Source organism: Streptomyces sp. NPDC003247 (assembly GCF_042888135.1).
GTDB lineage: Bacteria > Actinomycetota > Actinomycetes > Streptomycetales > Streptomycetaceae > Streptomyces.
Genome location: NZ_JBIAPF010000001.1, coordinates 675,735 through 694,101, shown reverse-complemented (window position 1 = coordinate 694,101; position 18,367 = coordinate 675,735). Strand labels below are relative to the sequence as shown.

Genomic DNA, 18,367 nt, shown 5'->3' with positions numbered 1-18,367 from the left:
ATGGCCGCTCCCGGCACCACCACGGACCCGGTCCTCACCTGCGGGGAGGTACGCACCTGCCTGCTGCCCACCCGGGAGGCGGTGGACGAGCGGACCGCCGAACGGCTGCTGCGGCTGCGCCCCGACGAACGGGTCCGGCTCTCCCGGCGCCCCAACCGGCACGCCGTCTCCCCGGACGTCCTCACCGGCGTCGACTGCCGGCTGCCCGGCGCGGGCGGGGCCAAGGTCCGCGCGGTCGGCACGGTGACCGCCCGCGCGGCCCTCGTCGAGGGGCGGGTGCTCCAGGCCACCGCGTACTTCTCCGCCCCCGCCACCGGCCCCGACCGGCGCCGGCCCTGGGGCTACTACCTGGTCCGGCCCGGCGTGCTGGTCCCGGTCGGCACCCTGTCCCCCCGGGCGGTCGCGGAGGGGTTCCTGACCCGCCACGCACCGGACGAGCTGGACGTCGGCTCGATCGCCGAGGGCCGGCTGTCGAGCATCTCGCGCCTGCTGCTGGACTCCTTCGACCCGCCGCTCACCACCACCGACACCCGGGTCCGCTGGACCGCGTCGGCCGCCTCCGGCGGCACGGAGCCGGCCCTGCGCTTCACCGTCGCCGACGACGGTCTGCGCACCCTCGAACTGCGGCTGCCGCCCGGCACCGCACCGGCCGCCGCGGCCGCCCTGTGCGAGGACCTCGCCCTGCACGACTGGCTGCTGACCACCGTCGTCGACAAACTGGACGGCCTCCGGCTCGGCTCCGCCGACGGCCGGGCCGCCCTGAAGGTCCTGCGCCCGCTCGTCGACCACCTGCTGCACCTGTGGCTGCCCAAGGCCCGCGTCGAGCGGTCCCTGGAGGCCCTGTGGGACCTGCTGGAACAGGAACCCGGATTCAGCCGCCAGTGGGAGACCCAGGTGCGGCGCGTCCGCGACCAGCTGCTGCTCCAGGCCATCCTCACCCAGCGCGAGGCCCTGGGCGCCTCGCTCACCACGTCCTGAAGACGTCCGGCACCATCCCTGCGACACCAGTCCGCGCATCATCCCGACGGGGGGAAAGAGATGAGCACACCGACACGGTCCGACGGTGACAGCGCCCGGCAACTGACCCTGAAACTCCTGGTCACGATAGTGACGGGCGGTGTCGTCTACGTCCTGACCAACGTCCTGCTGCCGAGGGAGGAGGGGCCCTGGCAGCTGGTGCTGTCGGTGCTCTGCGGCGGCACGGTCCTGATCGTGCAGTACATGGCCTCCTTCGTGAACCAGCTCAGCGACCTCAAAGACGTGGTGGAGAAGCGCTTCGCCGACATCGGCGAGGCCACCAAACTCTTCAACGAGGTGGAGAAGCTGCGCGGGGACGGCGTGCCCCGGCTCGCCGAGCACGCCACCAAGGTCGTCTCCACGGGGCCGGACATCCTCCACGAGTTCGCGCACGAGGAGATCAACCGCCTCGCCCGGCAGATGGAGAAGCTGACCAACCTGAGCGCCGACTGCGCCGGGGAGAACCACGACTGGCTCATCAACCTCACCCAGGGGTCCAGGACGAGCATCGACGCCGTCAGCACCACCGTCGTCGACGACGACTTCTGGAACAGCGAACCGGCGGGCCGCTACCTCACCGCGCAGCGCGAGGCGATGCAGGAACGGCACGTCACGGTCCGGCGGGTGTTCATCATGAAGGAGGGCCAGGACCGCGACTCCCTCGCCGCGCTCGCCGCGACCTGCAAGGAGCAGGGCGAGATGGGCATCCAGGTCCGGGTGGTGCCCCAGGAGCGGATCGCCCGCCGCATCGGCCGCGGCAAGATGATCGACTTCATCGTCTTCGACGAGGCGATGTCCTACGAGATCCAGGCGGACCTGGACGGCGGGATCTCGTCGACGGCGGTGAACGCCGGCCTGAGCGAGGTCCAGACCCTGATCCGCCGGTTCGGCATGATCTGGGAGGCCGCCAAGGACCCGAACGACGACCCCGCGCTGAACGGCCTGCTGAACGGCGTGCCCGACGGCGTCCCCGTCCTCCCCGACGGCACCGACCCGGACGGCGGGTGACGCCCCCGGACCGGACCCGGCCCGGCTAGGGTGCCGCCTTCTCCGCCTTCTCCGCCTCGGCGGCGGGCGCCGACGCGCGGAGCCCCGGTGCGCGCAGCAGCAGGGGTGTCGCGAGCAGGAGCAGACCCGCGGCGGCGACGGCGGCGCGGGCGCCGGTGAGGACCGCCAGGAGGCCCCACAGGGCCGTCAGGGCGGCGACGCAGGCCTTCTGGGAGACCGTCCACGCCGACAGCGTGCGGGTGACCCGGTCCGCGGGGGTCAGCTCCAGCCGGCTCGTCGCGAGGACGGGGTTGAAGACGCTCGCGCACCCGATCAGCCCGCACTCGACGGCCATGACGAGCGCCAGCCCGCCGGGCCCCGGCCGGACGAGGGCCAGCCCGAGCGTCCAGCACGCGCGCAGCGTCCCGGAGGTCAGCAGGACCCGGTGCCGCCCGTACCGGGCGACCAGCCACGGGGCCAGCCGGGAGCCGGCCAGGCCGGCGGCGCAGGGCACGGCGAAGGCGAGGGCGTACTGCCAGGGCGCGAAGCCGAGCGGCCCCAGCATCAGGACGGCCAGGGGCGGGGAGACGGCCAGGATCAGACCGTTGACCAGCACGGTGTTGAGGAACAGGGGCCGCAGGGTGCGGTGGGTGAGGAGATGGCGCCAGCCCTCCAGCAGCTCACCGGCGCGCGGGCGGCCCCCGGCGCCCTCGCGGACGGGCGGCGTCTCGTGCCCGCCGACCGCGCGCAGACCCGCCGCCGACAGCAGATAGCTCACCGCGTCCACCGCCACCGTCACCACCGGCCCCAGCAGACCGACCGCGGCCCCGCCGAGCGGCGGCCCGAGCACGGCGGCCGTCCAGGTCGTCGACTCGAACCGGCCGTTCGCGACGAGCAGGTCCTCCGGCGGGACCAGCGCCTTCAGGAAGGCCCCGCTCGCCGCCCGGAAGCAGATGTCCGCCGCGGCGACGACCACCGACACCACCAGCAGCTGCCCGAGCCCGAGCCCGCCGAGCGCGAAGGCCGCCGGGACGCTCAGCAGGGCCGCGCCCCGTACCAGGTCCGCGGCGACCATCACCGGCCGTTTGCGCCGGAACTCCACCCACGGCCCCAGCGGCACCGCCAGCACCGCCCCCACCGCGGGCCCCACGGCCGCCAGCGCCGCCACCCCGGCCGGCCCGGCGTGCAGCACCAGCACCGCGATCAGCGCGAACGCGTCGAACGCCAGCCAGGTACCGAACGTACTGACCGTGTACGCCCCCCACAGCCACCCGAACGACCGCCCCAGCGCACGCCCGGCCACCGCACCTCCACCCGTCCGCAGGAACCGGGCGATCCTAGTGGGTGCCGCACACGCCCCTCCCCGCGTAGGCGAGAATGGGCCCATGACCCCGCTCCGCGACGACGCCGTCCTGCTGTGCACCCAGCAGGGCCACGGCGGTGCGCGATGAGCCTCTTCCGCGACGACGGCGTCGTGCTGCGCACCCAGAAGCTCGGTGAGGCGGACCGCATCATCACCCTGCTCACCCGCAGCCACGGCCGGATCCGGGCCGTCGCCCGGGGCGTACGCCGCACGAAGTCGAAGTTCGGCGCCCGCCTCGAACCCTTCTCCCACGTCGACGTGCAGTTCTTCGCACGCGGCAGCGACCTGGTCGGGCGCGGGCTGCCGCTGTGCACCCAGAGCGAGACCATCGCCCCGTACGGCGGCGGGATCGTCAGCGACTACGCCCGCTACACCGCGGGCACGGCCATGCTGGAGACCGCCGAGCGGTTCACCGACCACGAGGGCGAGCCGGCGGTGCAGCAGTACCTGCTGCTCGTCGGGGCGCTGCGCACCCTCGCCCGCGGCGAGCACGCCCCGCACCTCGTCCTCGACGCGTTCCTGCTGCGCTCGCTCGCCGTCAACGGGTACGCGCCGAGCTTCGGCGACTGCGCCAAGTGCGGCATGCCCGGTCCGAACCGGTTCTTCTCGGTGGCCTCCGGGGGATCCGTGTGCGTCGACTGCCGGGTGCCCGGCAGTGTCGTACCGTCGCCGCGGACGCTGGAACTGCTGGGCGCGCTGCTCACGGGAGACTGGGAGACCGCGGACGCGTGCGAGGCGCGCTACGTCCGGGAGGGCAGCGGGCTGGTGTCCGCCTATCTGCACTGGCATCTGGAGCGCGGTCTGCGCTCCCTCCGGTACGTGGAAAAGTAAGCAGCGAAGAAGCAGCGAAGGAGACGAGAAGCACATGGTCGTACGCGGGTTCCTGGGGCGGCAGCGTCGGGAGTACAAGGCACCTGAGCCGCACCCGTCCGGCGCCCGTGCGCCGAAGCTCCCCGGCGAGCTGGTTCCCGAGCACGTGGCGATCGTCATGGACGGCAACGGCCGCTGGGCCAAGGAGCGGGGGCTGCCGCGCACGGAGGGGCACAAGGTCGGCGCCGAGCGCGTCCTCGACGTCCTCCAGGGCGCGGTCGAGATCGGCGTGCGGAACATCTCCCTGTACGCCTTCTCCACCGAGAACTGGAAGCGCTCGCCCGACGAGGTGCGCTTCCTGATGAACTTCAACCGCGACTTCATCCGCAAGACCCGTGACCAGCTCGACGAGCTGGGCATCCGGGTGCGCTGGGTGGGCCGTATGCCCAAGCTGTGGAAGTCGGTGGCCAAGGAGCTCCAGGTCGCCCAGGAGCAGACCAAGGACAACGACCTGCTCACGCTGTACTTCTGCATGAACTACGGCGGCCGCGCGGAGATCGCCGACGCCGCCCAGGCCATCGCCGAGGACGTGCGGGCCGGCCGCCTCGACCCGTCCAAGGTCACCGAGAAGACCGTCGCGAAGTACCTCTACTACCCGGACATGCCGGACGTGGACCTGTTCCTGCGGCCCAGCGGCGAGCAGCGCACCTCGAACTACCTGCTCTGGCAGAGCGCCTACGCCGAGATGGTCTTCCAGGACGTCCTGTGGCCCGACTTCGACCGCCGCGACCTGTGGCGGGCCTGCATCGAGTTCGCCTCCCGCGACCGCCGCTTCGGCGGCGCGATCCCGAACGAGGAACTGCTGGCGATGGAGGGCGGGACGTCCTCGTAGGGGACGCGTGCGAAGTAGGGGAAGCGTGCGAAAAAGGGGCGCCCGGTCCGGACCGGGCGCCCCTTTTTCGTGCCTCCGGTGCTTTCGGTGCCTCCGGTGACGCTTCCTGTGCTTCCTGTGCCTACTCCTGCGCCGCCGCGCAGTCGGAGCAGGTGCCGAAGATCTCCACCGTGTGCGCCACGTTGACGAAGCCGTGTTCCGCGGCGATGGCCTCCGCCCACTTCTCGACGGCCGGGCCCTCGACCTCGACGGCCTTGCCGCAGGCGCGGCAGACGAGGTGGTGGTGGTGTTCGCCGGTGGAGCAGCGGCGGTAGACGGACTCGCCGTCGGAGGTGCGCAGGACGTCGACCTCGCCCGCGTCGGCGAGGGACTGGAGGGTGCGGTAGACCGTCGTCAGCCCGACGGAGTCGCCCTTGTGCTTCAGCATGTCGTGGAGTTCCTGCGCGCTGCGGAACTCCTCGACCTCGTCGAGCGCCGCAGCCACGGCGGCACGCTGCCGGGTGGCCCGGCCCTTCACGGGCGATCCAGCGGTCGTCACCGTTGCCTCCTCACGTCTGCGCCTTGCCGGGGCCATTGTGCCAGCCCGGGCCGGGCGCGGTCAGACGCCGGCTCCGTCGCCCGCCTCCCGGGTGGCCGGAATCGTGCACTCCGAGGGGTCTCCGCCGGGCTGTGCCGCGGCGAGCGCGCGGGCGCGGCGGCGGGCCAGCGGGGCGGCCAGGGCGGTCAGGGCGATGAACGCCGCGATGGTCAGCAGCACGATCGTCGCGCCCGGCGGGACGTCCTGGTAGTACGAGGTGACCGTGCCGCCGATGGTGACGGTGATGCCGATGGCCACGGCGATCGCGAAGGTCGCCGCGAAGCTCCGGGTGAGCTGCTGGGCCGCCGCCACCGGGACCACCATCAGGGCCGAGACCAGCAGCAGTCCCACGACGCGCATCGCCACGGTCACCGTGACGGCCGCGGTGACCGCCGTGAGCAGGTTCAGGGCGCGCACCGGCAGTCCGGTGACGCGCGCGAACTCCTCGTCCTGGCTGACCGCGAACAGTTGGCGGCGCAGGCCCAGGGTGACGAGGACCACGAAGGCCGCGAGGACGCAGATCGCCGTCACGTCCGACTCCGACACCGTCGTCAGCGAGCCGAACAGGTACGAGTTGAGGTTGGCGTTGGAGCCGGTCGGCGCGAGGTTGATGAACATCACGCCGCCGGCCATGCCGCCGTAGAAGAGCATGGCGAGGGCGATGTCGCCGCGGGTGCGGCCGTACCAGCGGATCAGTTCCATCAGGATCGCGCCGAGGACGGAGACGGCCGTCGCCATCCACACGGGTGACCAGGACAGCAGGAATCCGAGACCGACGCCGGTCATCGCGACGTGGCCGATGCCGTCGCCCATCAGGGCCTGGCGGCGCTGGACGAGGTAGATGCCGACGGCGGGGGCGGTGATGCCGACCAGGACGGCGGCGAGCAGCGCCCGCTGCATGAAGGCGTAGTTCAGGAGGTCCATCAGCTCAGCAGTCCCGTGCGGATCGGTTCGGTGCCCGCCGGCGCGTGCGGGTGTACGTGGTCGTGGCCGGGCAGCGCGTGCTGGCCGACCGCGCGCGGGGGCGGGCCGTCGTGCGTCACACAGCCGTCGCGCAGGACGACCGCCCGGTCGATGAGGGGCTCCAGCGGGCCCAGCTCGTGCAGCACCAGCAGGACGGTCGTACCGGCCGCCACCTGCCCCCGGAGCGTGCGGGCGAGGACCTCCTGGCTGGCCAGGTCGACGCCCGCCATCGGCTCGTCCATGATCAGCAGTTCGGGTTCGGCGGCGAGCGCGCGGGCGATGAGCACCCGCTGGTGCTGGCCGCCGGAGAGGGCGTTCACGGAGTCCTTGGCCCGGTCGGCCATGCCGACGAGGTCCAGGGCGTGCCGTACGGCCTCGTGGTCGGCCTTGCGCAGGACGCCGAACCGGGCCCGGGACAGGCGGCCGGAGGAGACGACCTCGGTGACCGTGGCCGGGACGCCGCCGGCGGCGGTGGTGCGCTGCGGCACGTAGCCCACGCGCCGCCAGTCCCGGAAGCGCCGCCGCTCGGTGCCGAACAGCTCGATCCGCCCGGCGGTGACCGGGACCTGGCCGATGACGCTGCGCACGGCCGTCGACTTGCCGGAGCCGTTCGCGCCGAGCAGGGCGACGACCTCACCGCGGTGCACGGTGAGGTCGATGCCGCGCAGGACGGGGCGCGAGCCGAGTTCGGCGCGCACACCGCGCAACGAGATGACGGGGTCGCCCTGTGCGTCCCGTGCGGACTGTGCGTCCATGACGTCCTCCGTGGAGATCACTTGGTGCCCAGGGCCGTCTGGAGCGCCGTGAGGTTCGCTTCCTGGACCGCGAAGTAGTCGTCGCCGCGCGAGCTGTCGGTGATGCCCTCGATCGGGTCGAGGACGTCCGTCTTCAGTCCGGCGTCCTTCGCGAGGGTCTTGGCGGTCTTGTCGCTGACGAGCGTCTCGTAGAAGACCGTGGTGACGCCGTCGGCCTTGGCCATCGTCTGGAGTTCCTTGACGCGGGCGGCGCTCGGTTCCGACTCGGGGTCGAGGCCGCTGATGGCCTCCTCGGTCAGGCCGTAGCGCTCGGCGAGGTAGCCGAAGGCGGCGTGGGTGGTGATGAAGACCTTGGTCTCGGTGTTCGCGAGGCCGGTCTCGAACTTCGTGTTCAGCGCGTTCAACTTCGTGACCAGGGCCGCGGTGTTCTTCTTGTAGTCGGCGGCGTGGTCCGGGTCGGCCTTCTCGAAGGCCGCGCCGACGCCGTCGGCGACCTCGGCGTACTTGACCGGGTCGAGCCAGATGTGGGGGTCGAGGCCGCCCTCCTCGTGGTCGTGCCCGTCGCCCTCTTCCTCCGCGTGCTCGTCGGCGTGGCCGCCGACCTCGGTGCCGTGCTCCTCGAGCGTGGTGAGCGAGGCGGCGTCGATCTTCGTCCTGACCCCGGACTGGGCGACTGTGTCGTCGACGGAGGGCTGGAGGTCCTTGAGGTAGAGCACCGCGTCGGCCTCCTCGACCGTCACGCGCTGCTTGGCGCTGATCTCCAGGTCGTGGGGCTCCTGGCCGGGCTCGGTCAGGGTGCTGACCTCGACGTGGTCGCCGCCTATCTGCTCGGCGAGGAAGGCCATCGGGTAGAACGACGCGACGACGTCGAACTTGTCCGTGTTCCCGGCCGAGGCGCTCCCGCCGGAGCAGGCGGTGAGGGCGGTGAGGCCGAGGGCGGTGGCCGCGGCGACGGCGGTGCCCGGTATGAGTCGTCGTACGTTCATGACACTCATTTTCAACAAATATGGAAACCGTTGTCAACAAAGTCTTCACAGGTGCCCGGCCGGAGGCGGTACGGGGGCGTTCCGAGGGGGAGCGGGAGGCGGGGCAAGGTCATGAGGCGGTCCCCGATTTGGTCGAGGGGGAGCCCCCGCCGGTACCCTGAAGCATTCGCTGGAAGCATCTCGCTTCGTCGCCCGTCGTCGTAATGAAGAGAGCACCGTGGCCGCCGACAAGATCGACACCATCGTCAGCCTGAGCAAGCGCCGTGGCTTCGTATTCCCCTGTAGTGAGATCTACGGTGGCCAGCGCGCCGCCTGGGACTACGGACCGCTGGGTGTCGAGCTCAAGGAGAACCTGAAGCGCCAGTGGTGGCGCTACATGGTGACGTCGCGCGAGGACGTGGTCGGTATCGACTCGTCCGTCATCCTGGCCCCCGAGGTCTGGGTCGCCTCCGGTCACGTCGCCACCTTCACCGACCCGCTCACCGAGTGCACCTCCTGCCACAAGCGGTTCCGCGCGGACCACCTGGAGGAGGCCTACGAGGCCAAGCACAACCGCCTGCCGGAGAACGGCCTCGCGGACCTGAACTGCCCCAACTGCGGCAACAAGGGCACCTTCACGGAGCCCAAGCAGTTCTCCGGTCTGCTCTCCACCCACCTCGGCCCCACGCAGGACTCCGGCTCCGTCGCCTACCTGCGCCCCGAGACCGCCCAGGGCATCTTCACCAACTTCGCCCAGGTGCAGACCACCTCGCGCCGCAAGCCCCCGTTCGGCATCGCCCAGATGGGCAAGTCCTTCCGCAACGAGATCACGCCCGGCAACTTCATCTTCCGCACCCGCGAGTTCGAGCAGATGGAGATGGAGTTCTTCGTCAAGCCGGGCGAGGACGAGAAGTGGCAGGAGTACTGGATGGAGCAGCGCTGGAACTGGTACACCGGCCTGGGCCTGCGCGAGGAGAACATGCGGTGGTTCGAGCACCCGAAGGAGAAGCTCTCCCACTACTCCAAGCGCACCGCTGACATCGAGTACCGCTTCCAGTTCGGCGGCAACGAGTGGGGCGAGCTGGAGGGTGTCGCCAACCGCACCGACTACGACCTCGGCGCCCACTCCAAGGCCTCCGGCCAGGACCTCTCCTACTTCGACCAGGAGGCCGGCGAGCGCTGGACGCCGTACGTCATCGAGCCCGCGGCCGGTGTCGGCCGCGCGATGCTGGCGTTCCTCCTCGACGCCTACGTCGAGGACGAGGCCCCCAACGCCAAGGGCAAGCTGGAGAAGCGCACGGTCCTGCGCCTCGACCACCGCCTCGCCCCGGTGAAGGTCGCGGTGCTCCCGCTCTCCCGCAACCCCGAGCTCTCCCCGAAGGCCAAGGGCCTCGCCCAGGCGCTGCGCCAGCACTGGAACATCGAGTTCGACGACGCGGGCGCCATCGGCCGCCGCTACCGCCGCCAGGACGAGATCGGCACGCCGTTCTGCGTGACGGTCGACTTCGACACGCTCGAGGACAACGCCGTGACGGTGCGCGAGCGCGACTCGATGAAGCAGGAGCGCGTGTCGCTCGACCAGATCGAGGGCTACCTGGCCGCGCGTCTGATCGGCTGCTAGCCGCGACGCACACGTGATCGGCTGCTAGCCGCGACGCACACGCCGCACGCACGAGGCCGGCTCCGGCGGGGATTCCGCCGGAGCCGGCCTTTCGTCTGTCACGGGGGGTGTGTTCCCGCCCTGCTGCCGGCGGCTGGGCGGCGGGACCGGCCTGTCCTCTCGGCGCCGCCGCCCGGAACGCCTTCGCCGGTGCCGTGCGGGACGGCCGGCTACCGGTCCGAGCCGGTGAGGGCGGCCAGGGCGTCACGGAGGGCGGAGCCGTTCGGCGGGCGGTGGTCCCAGCGGGCGCCGACGTGGCCGTCCGGCCGGATGAGCAGTCCTCCGCGCCCGCCCAGGCCGCACAGGCCGGCGTGTTCGTCCGACAGCGGCTCGACGCGCAGCGGCCAGGCCGCGGCGGCCTGCTGTTCCCAGCCCGGGGGATCCGGCGTCAGCAGGGTGAACCACTCGCCGAACGCGTCGAGCGTGGAGCGGCCCGGCGCGAGCCAGAAGTGCGGCATGCGGTGGCCCGGCTCGGCGGTGGGGACGTAGTCCACGCCACCGTCGGACGCCGCGTCGGAGCCGTAGGCGACCCCGAGGACGAGGCCGAGTTGGGCGAAGTACCTCTCCGACCAGGGGAGCCCGACGCCGGCCGGCGCCGCGGCCCGGGCCAGGAGCTGTTCCCGGCGCCGGCTCAGCACCTGGAACATGAGCCGGGTGTGGGTCACCGCCTGGCGGAGCGACCGGTGGGCGACGGGCAGCCGTTCCGTCCCGTAGGTGTCCAGCAGGCCCGGTCCGGCCCACCCGCGCAGGACGCCCGCCAGTTTCCAGCAGAGGTTGTGCACATCGGCGACACCGGCGTTCATGCCCAGACCGCCGGCCGGGGGGATCGCGTGCGCGGCGTCGCCGGCCAGCAGGACCCGGCCGGCGCGGAGCCGCTCGGCGACGAACGCGTTCACCACCCAGTGCTCCACCCGCAGCACCTCGGCGCGTACGCCGGCGTCGGCGCCGAGGGCGTGTGAGACGAGGGCGGGCCAGTCGGCGCCGGCGGTGTCCTCGGGGGTGGGTGCGATCCAGGCCCAGCCTCCCTCGGGGTACAGCGGGAGGAAGGATCCGCGGGTGGTGAAGTACACCCCGGCGGGCTGGCGGGCGCGCCAGTGGCCGAGGTCGGCGTCGAACACGACGGTGGTGAGGCGCCCCACCGCGCCGGGGCCCGTGGTGCCGATCGCCAGCCGTTGCCGGACGAAGGAGTTGGCGCCGTCGGCGGCGAGGACGTGACGGGCGCGGACGCGGGTCCGCGTACCGCGCCGGCGGTCGAGGAGCACGGCCACGACGGACTCGGCCTCCTCGGCCAGGTCGACCAGCTCGACCCCGAACCGCACCGGTGCGTCCGCCGCGCCGAGAAGGGTGGGTTCCAGCCGGTCCTGCGAGGTCACCACGCCCAGCGTGGGGCTCTCGGGGACCGGTGCGCGGACGCCGATCATCGCCTCCGTGGCGAAGTCGCGTCCGTGCAGGGCGTCACGGAAGCGGACGCGGCCGTACTCGGGCGGGAACGCGCGGGCCGTGATCGCGGGGGCGACGCCGAGCCCGCGGAAGATCTCCATCGAGCGCACGTTGACCAGCCGGGACCGGGGGAAGGGCGACAGCTCGCCGTGCTTCTCGACCAGCAGGACCGGTACGCCCCAGCGGGCCAGGAGCGCCCGTGCGGTGAGCCCCACCGGCCCACCGCCGACGACCAGTACCGCCACCTCGGCGTCCGCTGCGGACATGTCGGGCTCCACCCGTTCCATCTTCCGCTCCCCGCGGCCGGCCGCAACACGATCGATGACAGATAACAGCTGACAGATATTGAAATCTGTCAGCCCTGCGTGCCAAGCTGTTCCCATGACCACACCCACGCGCACCCTAGGCACCACCGGCCCCCAGGTCTCCGCCCTCGGCCTCGGCTGCATGGGCATGTCCGCGATGTACGGCGACACCGACCGAGCCGAGTCGATCGCCACGATCCACGCGGCCCTGGAAGCCGGCGTGACCCTGCTCGACACCGGCGACTTCTACGGCATGGGCCACAACGAACTGCTCATCGGCGAGGCCCTGCGCACCGCCCCCGCGGCCCGCCGCGAGCAGGCGCGGCTGAGCGTGAAGTTCGGCGCCCTGCGCGCCCCGGACGGCAGCTGGAGCGGCTACGACGGCCGCCCCGCCGCCGTGAAGAACTTCGCCGCCTACTCCCTCCAGCGCCTGGGCGTCGACCACATCGACGTCTACCGCCTCGCCCGCCTCGACCCGGCCGTCCCGATCGAGGAGACGGTCGGCGCCGTCGCCGAGCTGGTGGAGCAGGGATACGTCCGGCACATCGGCCTCAGCGAGGTCGGCGCCGAGACCATCCGCCGGGCGGCCGCGACCGCGCCGATCGCCGACCTCCAGATCGAGTACGCGATCATCTCCCGCGGCATCGAGAGGGAGATCCTGCCGACCCTGAGCGAGCTGGGCATCGCCGTCACCGCGTACGGCGTTCTCTCCCGGGGCCTGATCTCCGGCCGCCTCACCGCGGACCGGCAGTTCGCCGCGCACGACTTCCGGGCCCACTCCCCGCGCTTCCAGGGCGACAACCTCCGGCACAACCTGGAGCTGGTGGAGGCCCTCAGGAAGATCGCCGAGCAGAAGGGGGTGACGGTCGCCCAGATCGCCTTCGCCTGGGTGCTGGCCCAGGGCCCGAGGCACGGCACGGACATCGTGCCGCTGGTCGGCGCCCGCACCCGGGAGCGCCTGGCCGAGGCGCTGGGCGCCCTGGACGTGCCGCTGGACGCGGCCGACCTGGCCGCGATCGAGGCGGCGGTCCCCGCGGACGCGGCGGCCGGCGACCGCTACCCGGCCGCGTTCATGGCCGACCTGGACAGCGAGCGCTGAGCCCTGCGCCGGGTACGGTCTCTTCCATGGCACCGACCACCGAGACCCTGACCGCCGAGCGCATCCTCGAAGCGACGGAGGAGGTGCTGCGCCGCCACGGCCCGGCCAAGGCGACCGTGGTCGACGTGGCCCGCGCGCTCGGTGTCAGCCACGGCAGCGTCTACCGGCACTTCCCCACGAAGGCCGCGCTGCGCGAGGCGGTCACCAAGCGCTGGCTGGACCGCACCTCGCGGGCGCTCGCCGGCATCGCGTCCGACGACGACCGCGACGCGGAGAGCCGGCTGCGCGGCTGGCTCGCCGCCCTGTTCGAGGCCAAGCGCCGCAAGGCCGGCGACGACCCCGAGCTGTTCGCCACCTACAAGGTGCTCGCCGGCGAGAGCGGGACGGCGGTCGACGAGCACGTCACCGACCTGATCGGCCAGCTGACCCGGATCGTCGAGGCCGGCGTGACGGCGGGTGCCTTCACCGCCGCCGACCCGGCGGACACGGCCCGCGCGGTCTTCCACGCCACGGGCCGCTTCCACGACCCGGGCTACACCCGGGAGTGGGAGCAGCCGGAGATCGAGGCGGATTTCGAGGCCGTCGTGGAGCTGGTACTGCGGGGCATACGGGCCGAAGGCCGGTGACCGGCGGTGCCGTCCCGGTGCGCCACGGCGGTGAAGGGCTCACGTGGGGTGAGGGCTCACGCGGGGTGAAGGCTCACGCCGGATGAGGGCTCACACGGGGTGAAGGCTCACGCCGGATGAGGGCTCACGCCCCCACGCCCGCCGCCTCCCGCACCTCCTGCGACTCCAGCCGGTCCGCGGTCCGCTCGGCCGTCCGCCGGGCCCATCGCCCGCTGCTGACCGCGCCCAGCACCAGCACCGCGAACCCGCACACGGCGAGGATCCACCAGGCGGGGACGGCGGCGGAGACGAAGGTGTCGCGGTAGGGCGAGGAGCCGATGCCCGCGGCCAGGACGGCGCCCACCACGGCGACCCCGAGCGTCTGTCCCAGCTGGCGGCTGGTGGAGGCGACGGCCGCCGCGACGCCGGCCTGGGTGCGGGGCATCCCCGACACCGCCGTGTTGGTGATCGGCGCGTTCACGAAACCGAAGCCGATGCCGAAGAGCACGTACCCGAGGAAGAGGGTGACGTTCGAGGTCTCCGCGTCGAAGGCGGCGAACAGGACCCCGCTCAGGGTCATCGCGAGCCCGGCCACCAGCAGCGGCAGCCGCGGCCCCCGGCTTGCGACGAGCCGCCCGGACAGGGGGGCGCACAGGAACGTCGGGACGGCCATCGGCAGCATCCACAGTCCCGCGTGCAGGGCGTCCAGGCCCCGGACGTTCTGGAGGTACAGCGTGGACAGGAACAGGAACCCGCCGAGCGCGGCGAACGCGCTCATCGCGATCACGGTGGCCCCGCTGAACGGCGCCGACCGGAAGAACCGCAGGTCGATGAGGGGATCGGCGCGGCGCGGCTCGTACCGCAGCAGGCCGAGCAGCGCGGCCAGCGCCACCACCGCGAACGGCACGCTCACCGCGGCCCCCGCCTCCGGCGCCTCGATGATCGCGTACGTCAGGGAGCCGAAGAGCACGATGACCAGCAGCTGGCCGACCGGGTCGGGGCGGCGGGCCTTGGGCGCCCGGGACTCGGGGACGTACCGCAGGGTCAGCAGGAGGGCCGCGAGTCCGACGGGCAGGTTGATCCAGAAGATGGAGCGCCAGCCCACCGACTCCACGAGCAGCCCGCCCACCAGCGGGCCGGCGGCCATCGAGATGCCGACCACCGCGCCCCACACGCCGATGGCGCGGGCGCGTGCGCGCGGGTCGGTGAAGGTGTTGGTGATGATCGACATGGCGACGGGGTTGAGCATCGAGCCGCCGACCGCCTGCACCGCGCGGGCCGCGATCAGCAGCTCCAGGTTCGGCGCGAGGGAGCAGAGCAGCGAGCCGAGCGAGAACACGACGAGCCCGGCCAGGAAGACCTTCCGGCGGCCGATGCGGTCGGCGGTGGAGCCCGCGAGCATCAGCAGCGCGGCCAGGACCAGCGTGTACGCGTCGATCGTCCACTGGAGACCGGCTGTGGAGGCGTGCAGGTCGCGCTGCATGGCGGGCAGGGCGACGTTGAGGACGGTGTTGTCGAGGCTCACGATCAGCAGGCTCATGCAGCAGATCGCGAGGACGAGCAGACGTCGGCGATGGCTGAGCTCGGGCATGGAACCCATCGTACGCCCACTTCGATAGTGCGGCTAACTAATGACTATTGCATGATCATGGCGGGGGAGGCCGGGCACCGGCCCGCGTGCGGGTGGATGGAGAATCGTGCGGGAGAATGGGGGAATGCCCACGACCGCCTCGCCCGTGCAGATCGGCCCGCACACCGTCCGGCCGCCCGTCGTCCTCGCCCCCATGGCCGGGATCACCAACGCGCCCTTCCGCACCCTGTGCCGGGAGTTCAGCGGCGGCAAGGGCCTGTTCGTGAGCGAGATGATCACCACCCGGGCGCTGGTCGAACGCAACGAGAAGACCATGCAGCTGATCCACTTCGACGCGACCGAGACGCCGCGCTCGATCCAGCTGTACGGCGTCGACCCGGCGACCGTCGGCAAGGCCGTCCGCATGATCGCCGAGGAGGACCTCGCCGACCACATCGACCTGAACTTCGGCTGCCCGGTCCCCAAGGTGACCCGCAAGGGCGGCGGATCCGCGCTCCCCTACAAGCGCAACCTGCTCCGCGCCATCCTGCGCGAGGCCGTGAGCGGCGCCGGCGACCTGCCCGTCACCATGAAGATGCGCAAGGGCATCGACGACGACCACATCACCTACCTGGACGCCGGCCGGATCGCCGTCGAGGAGGGCGTGACCGCGATCGCCCTGCACGGCCGCACCGCCGCCCAGCACTACGGCGGCACCGCCGACTGGGAGGCCATCGCCCGGCTGAAGGAGCACGTGCCGGAGATCCCGGTCCTCGGCAACGGCGACATCTGGTCGGCCGAGGACGCCCTGCGGATGGTCCGGGCGACCGGCTGCGACGGCGTCGTCGTCGGACGCGGCTGCCTGGGGCGGCCCTGGCTCTTCGCCGACCTGGTCGCCGCGTTCGAGGGGCGCACGGACGACCTCGCACGGCCCGCCCTGCGCGAGGTCGCCGACGTCATGGTCCGGCACGCCGGTCTCCTCGGCGAGTGGATCGGCGACGAGTCGAAGGGCGTCGTCGACTTCCGCAAGCACGTCGCCTGGTACCTGAAGGGCTTCGCGGTCGGCTCGGAGATGCGCAAGCGGCTCGCGATCACCTCCTCCCTGGAGGAACTGCGCGCCGGACTCGACGAGCTGGACCTCGACCAGCCCTGGCCCACCGGCGCCGACGGGCCCCGCGGCCGTACCTCCGGCAACAACCGGGTGGTGCTGCCGGACGGCTGGCTGAAGGACCCGTACGACTGCGCGGGCGTGGGCGACGACGCGGAGCTGGACACCTCCGGCGGCTGACCGGACGGGACCGGCCGCGCGGATCCCCCCACCTCGGCGGCCCGGTCAGTCCGTGCCGGGGTGCGGGGTCGAGCCGTAGGCCAGCAGGAAGCGGTCGCGGAAGGAGCTCATCTTCCACACCGGGGCGTCCTGCGCGGGCTTGAGTCCCTCCGTCCACCCCCAGTCGGCGATCTTGTCGAGGACCTTGGGGTCCTTGGCGACGATGGAGACCGGCACGTCCCGGCCGGCGTCGTTGCCGCTGACGCGGGCGATGGGCTGGTGGTCGCCGAGGAAGACCAGGACGGTGTCGTCGGTGCCGTAGCGCTCCAGCCACTGGGTGAGGGCGGTCACCGAGTACTCGATCGACCTGCCGTACTCCCGGCGGGACGCGGCGGAGTCGTCGATGACGTCGGCCGCGTCCTTCCCGGCCTTCTGGATGCCCTCGAAGACCGAGCCGTCGCCCAGTTCGTCCCAGCCGACCATCTCCGGGATCGGCGCCCAGGGCTGGTGGCTGGAGGTCAGGACGATCTCCGCCATCAGCGGCCGGTCACGGTCCTTCCCGTGCTCCAGCCGCTGGAACGCCTCCAGCGCGTACTGGTCGGGCATCGTCGACCAGCTGAACTTCGGCCCCCGGTAGCCCAGCCGGAAGGCGTCGTAGACCGTGTCGAGGCCGTAGAACGCCGCCTCGGGCCAGCCCTTCTGCACGCCGGGCATGATGCCGACGGTGTCCCAGGCGCCGGTCTTCTGGAAGGCCTTGGTCAGGCTGAGGTGGTCGCTGGCCATGACGGTGCGGTAGCGCTGCTGGGTGTCGACCCACAGGCCCGACAGCGCGGTGGAGTGGCCGAGCCAGCTGCTGCCGCCGAAGGTCGCCGAGGTCAGCCAGCCGCTCCGGGCCTGGAAGCCGGCCTTCGCCAGGGCCTTGGTGCTCGCGTCGAGGGTGCTGTCCACGCCCGGCGCGGTGACCGGGTTCTCGATCGCCACGCGGCCGTAGCTCTCGATGAAGGTGAAGATCACGTCCTTGCCGCGCAGACCGGGCACGAGCTGTGCGGGCGGGGTGCCGCCGAAGGTGTCGGTGCGGGCCTCCGCGGCGAACGCGGCCTCGTCCCGCAGGGTGTCCCGCACCCGCTTCGCCTCGGAGGTGAGCGTGTCCGCGACACCGGCGGAGGCGACCGGCAGCCCGGCGTACTGGAGGCCCAGGACGGAACACGTGATCCAGACGGTGCCGGTGACCAGCGTGGCCCGGGTCGCCCGCTGCGGGTCGCGCGCCAGCAGACCGGCCAGCCGGACCGTCGCCAGCGCCAGGACCGCGCACACCAGCACGACGAGCAGGAACACCCCGGCCGTGGCGGCGAGCGCCGTCGTACGGCCCATCGAGTCGGCGACGTACGACTGGGCGTCGTCGAGCAGTTCCCAGTCCAGGACGAGGTTGAAGTCCCGGCCCAGGTATTCCACGAACCCCATGTCGAGCAGATTCAGCACGGTCAGCGCCCCGAGGAACACCCCGGTCACCGCCGCCACGGCGACCCGCGGCCGGCGGGGCAGCGCCAGCAGCACCGCCGCCCCCACGACCACCTCCCCGGGCAGCCGCAGGAACCGGTCGGGGCGCAGCGCGAAGACCCGGTTCGGCAGCAGCACCGCCCCGAGCACCAGCACGACGGACAGCACGGTCGCCGTCCACCACACGGTCCGGGCGGCCCGCGGGTGACGGGTGCGCCAGGCACGCCGGTGCGCGATCCGGTCCCGGAAGGAGCGCGACCCGCCCTGCGGCTGGGCGGCCGCCTCCTGGGACTCCTCGGGGGCGCCCCCGGACTCTCCGGTGGAGTCCCCGGCGTCCCGGGTGGAGCCTTCGGACTCCCCGGTGGAGTCCCCGGAGTCCCGGGTGGAGCCTTCGGGCTCCTCGGGGTTCGCGGTGTTCCCGGTGTTCCCGGCGTCTTTGGGGTCCCGCAGGTCGGGCAGCTGACGAGAGCGAGTGAAGACGGGCACCCGAAGGTCCTTCCGTACGAAGCCGGGCGGAGCGGCGGATCCGGGGTGGGAACCGGATCCGCCACCGTTGCGTACGGCCTGCTCGCCGCCGGTGTTCACCCCGCCGGGC

General features: G+C 72.4%; 16 protein-coding genes. 8 read left to right on the top strand and 8 right to left on the bottom strand.

The features are described 5' to 3' along the window. Entirely contained in the window at nucleotides 1–978 is a 978-nt protein-coding gene (locus ACFYWQ_RS02925) for an SCO2521 family protein (RefSeq protein ID WP_389512169.1), read from the top strand. Nucleotides 979–1,038: 60 nt separating this feature from the next. Beyond that, nucleotides 1,039–2,025, top strand: a complete 987-nt coding sequence (locus ACFYWQ_RS02920) for a DUF6879 family protein (protein WP_389512167.1) — start codon at nucleotides 1,039–1,041, stop codon at nucleotides 2,023–2,025. A gap of 25 nt (nucleotides 2,026–2,050) precedes the next feature. On the opposite strand, the gene ACFYWQ_RS02915 is transcribed toward ACFYWQ_RS02920, so the two are convergent. Continuing rightward, on the bottom strand, nucleotides 2,051–3,307 hold the full coding sequence (locus ACFYWQ_RS02915) for an MFS transporter (RefSeq protein ID WP_389512165.1): 1,257 nt from the start codon (nucleotides 3,305–3,307) through the stop codon (nucleotides 2,051–2,053). Nucleotides 3,308–3,451: 144 nt separating this feature from the next. Here ACFYWQ_RS02915 and recO point away from each other — a divergent pair, with 144 nt between their 5' ends. After that, nucleotides 3,452–4,198, top strand: a complete 747-nt coding sequence (gene recO / locus ACFYWQ_RS02910; RefSeq protein WP_389512162.1) for a DNA repair protein RecO — start codon at nucleotides 3,452–3,454, stop codon at nucleotides 4,196–4,198. 34 nt (nucleotides 4,199–4,232) lie between these two features. Next, nucleotides 4,233–5,069, top strand: a complete 837-nt coding sequence (locus ACFYWQ_RS02905) for an isoprenyl transferase (protein ID WP_389512160.1) — start codon at nucleotides 4,233–4,235, stop codon at nucleotides 5,067–5,069. A gap of 121 nt (nucleotides 5,070–5,190) precedes the next feature. On the opposite strand, the gene ACFYWQ_RS02900 is transcribed toward ACFYWQ_RS02905, so the two are convergent. Genes ACFYWQ_RS02900 through ACFYWQ_RS02885 form a run of 4 tightly spaced genes read right to left on the bottom strand, consistent with a single transcriptional unit; the run spans nucleotide 5,191 to nucleotide 8,350 of the window. After that, the gene (locus ACFYWQ_RS02900; protein WP_389512159.1) at nucleotides 5,191–5,607 is read right to left on the bottom strand and encodes a Fur family transcriptional regulator; all 417 of its coding nucleotides are present in this window, start codon (nucleotides 5,605–5,607) and stop codon (nucleotides 5,191–5,193) included. 60 nt (nucleotides 5,608–5,667) lie between these two features. Further along, complete coding sequence (locus ACFYWQ_RS02895) at nucleotides 5,668–6,570, bottom strand: metal ABC transporter permease (RefSeq protein WP_389512157.1); 903 nt, start codon at nucleotides 6,568–6,570, stop codon at nucleotides 5,668–5,670. Further along, entirely contained in the window at nucleotides 6,570–7,364 is a 795-nt protein-coding gene (locus ACFYWQ_RS02890) for a metal ABC transporter ATP-binding protein (protein ID WP_389512155.1), read from the bottom strand. The genes ACFYWQ_RS02895 and ACFYWQ_RS02890 overlap by 1 nt, the downstream gene beginning before the upstream one ends. 17 nt (nucleotides 7,365–7,381) lie before the next feature. After that, nucleotides 7,382–8,350, bottom strand: coding sequence for a metal ABC transporter solute-binding protein, Zn/Mn family (locus tag ACFYWQ_RS02885; RefSeq protein ID WP_389512154.1), 969 nt, complete (start codon nucleotides 8,348–8,350; stop codon nucleotides 7,382–7,384). Nucleotides 8,351–8,567: 217 nt separating this feature from the next. Here ACFYWQ_RS02885 and ACFYWQ_RS02880 point away from each other — a divergent pair, with 217 nt between their 5' ends. Beyond that, nucleotides 8,568–9,950, top strand: a complete 1,383-nt coding sequence (locus ACFYWQ_RS02880) for a glycine--tRNA ligase (protein WP_389512152.1) — start codon at nucleotides 8,568–8,570, stop codon at nucleotides 9,948–9,950. A 209-nt stretch (nucleotides 9,951–10,159) separates the two neighbouring features. Here the strand turns inward: ACFYWQ_RS02880 and ACFYWQ_RS02875 are convergent, their stop codons facing one another. Then, complete coding sequence (locus ACFYWQ_RS02875; protein WP_389512151.1) at nucleotides 10,160–11,695, bottom strand: FAD-dependent monooxygenase; 1,536 nt, start codon at nucleotides 11,693–11,695, stop codon at nucleotides 10,160–10,162. Between the two features lie 115 nt (nucleotides 11,696–11,810). On the opposite strand from ACFYWQ_RS02875, the gene ACFYWQ_RS02870 reads away from it, so the two are divergent. Together ACFYWQ_RS02870 and ACFYWQ_RS02865 are read left to right on the top strand one after the other, a co-directional pair. Then, the gene (locus ACFYWQ_RS02870) at nucleotides 11,811–12,833 is read left to right on the top strand and encodes an aldo/keto reductase (RefSeq protein WP_389512150.1); all 1,023 of its coding nucleotides are present in this window, start codon (nucleotides 11,811–11,813) and stop codon (nucleotides 12,831–12,833) included. 26 nt (nucleotides 12,834–12,859) lie between these two features. Continuing rightward, on the top strand, nucleotides 12,860–13,459 hold the full coding sequence (locus tag ACFYWQ_RS02865) for a TetR family transcriptional regulator (protein ID WP_389512149.1): 600 nt from the start codon (nucleotides 12,860–12,862) through the stop codon (nucleotides 13,457–13,459). A 124-nt stretch (nucleotides 13,460–13,583) separates the two neighbouring features. Here the strand turns inward: ACFYWQ_RS02865 and ACFYWQ_RS02860 are convergent, their stop codons facing one another. Continuing rightward, the gene (locus tag ACFYWQ_RS02860; protein WP_389512147.1) at nucleotides 13,584–15,029 is read right to left on the bottom strand and encodes an MFS transporter; all 1,446 of its coding nucleotides are present in this window, start codon (nucleotides 15,027–15,029) and stop codon (nucleotides 13,584–13,586) included. A gap of 124 nt (nucleotides 15,030–15,153) precedes the next feature. On the opposite strand from ACFYWQ_RS02860, the gene dusB reads away from it, so the two are divergent. Then, nucleotides 15,154–16,296: a tRNA dihydrouridine synthase DusB gene (dusB, locus tag ACFYWQ_RS02855; protein WP_389512145.1), complete on the top strand. Its 1,143-nt coding sequence runs from the start codon at nucleotides 15,154–15,156 to the stop codon at nucleotides 16,294–16,296. A 45-nt stretch (nucleotides 16,297–16,341) separates the two neighbouring features. On the opposite strand, the gene ACFYWQ_RS02850 is transcribed toward dusB, so the two are convergent. Beyond that, complete coding sequence (locus tag ACFYWQ_RS02850; RefSeq protein ID WP_389512144.1) at nucleotides 16,342–18,258, bottom strand: CDP-alcohol phosphatidyltransferase; 1,917 nt, start codon at nucleotides 18,256–18,258, stop codon at nucleotides 16,342–16,344. Nucleotides 18,259–18,367 lie beyond the last annotated feature (109 nt).

Coding starts and splice junctions, on each gene's coding strand:
- ACFYWQ_RS02925 (WP_389512169.1), top strand. CDS start 1: ATGGCCGCTCCCGGCACCACCACGGACCCGGTCCTCACCTGCGGGGAG.
- dusB (WP_389512145.1), top strand. CDS start 15,154: ATGCCCACGACCGCCTCGCCCGTGCAGATCGGCCCGCACACCGTCCGG.
- ACFYWQ_RS02875 (WP_389512151.1), bottom strand. CDS start 11,695: ATGTCCGCAGCGGACGCCGAGGTGGCGGTACTGGTCGTCGGCGGTGGG.
- ACFYWQ_RS02905 (WP_389512160.1), top strand. CDS start 4,233: ATGGTCGTACGCGGGTTCCTGGGGCGGCAGCGTCGGGAGTACAAGGCA.
- recO (WP_389512162.1), top strand. CDS start 3,452: ATGAGCCTCTTCCGCGACGACGGCGTCGTGCTGCGCACCCAGAAGCTC.
- ACFYWQ_RS02920 (WP_389512167.1), top strand. CDS start 1,039: ATGAGCACACCGACACGGTCCGACGGTGACAGCGCCCGGCAACTGACC.
- ACFYWQ_RS02870 (WP_389512150.1), top strand. CDS start 11,811: ATGACCACACCCACGCGCACCCTAGGCACCACCGGCCCCCAGGTCTCC.
- ACFYWQ_RS02885 (WP_389512154.1), bottom strand. CDS start 8,350: ATGAACGTACGACGACTCATACCGGGCACCGCCGTCGCCGCGGCCACC.
- ACFYWQ_RS02890 (WP_389512155.1), bottom strand. CDS start 7,364: ATGGACGCACAGTCCGCACGGGACGCACAGGGCGACCCCGTCATCTCG.
- ACFYWQ_RS02895 (WP_389512157.1), bottom strand. CDS start 6,570: ATGGACCTCCTGAACTACGCCTTCATGCAGCGGGCGCTGCTCGCCGCC.
- ACFYWQ_RS02865 (WP_389512149.1), top strand. CDS start 12,860: ATGGCACCGACCACCGAGACCCTGACCGCCGAGCGCATCCTCGAAGCG.
- ACFYWQ_RS02860 (WP_389512147.1), bottom strand. CDS start 15,029: ATGCCCGAGCTCAGCCATCGCCGACGTCTGCTCGTCCTCGCGATCTGC.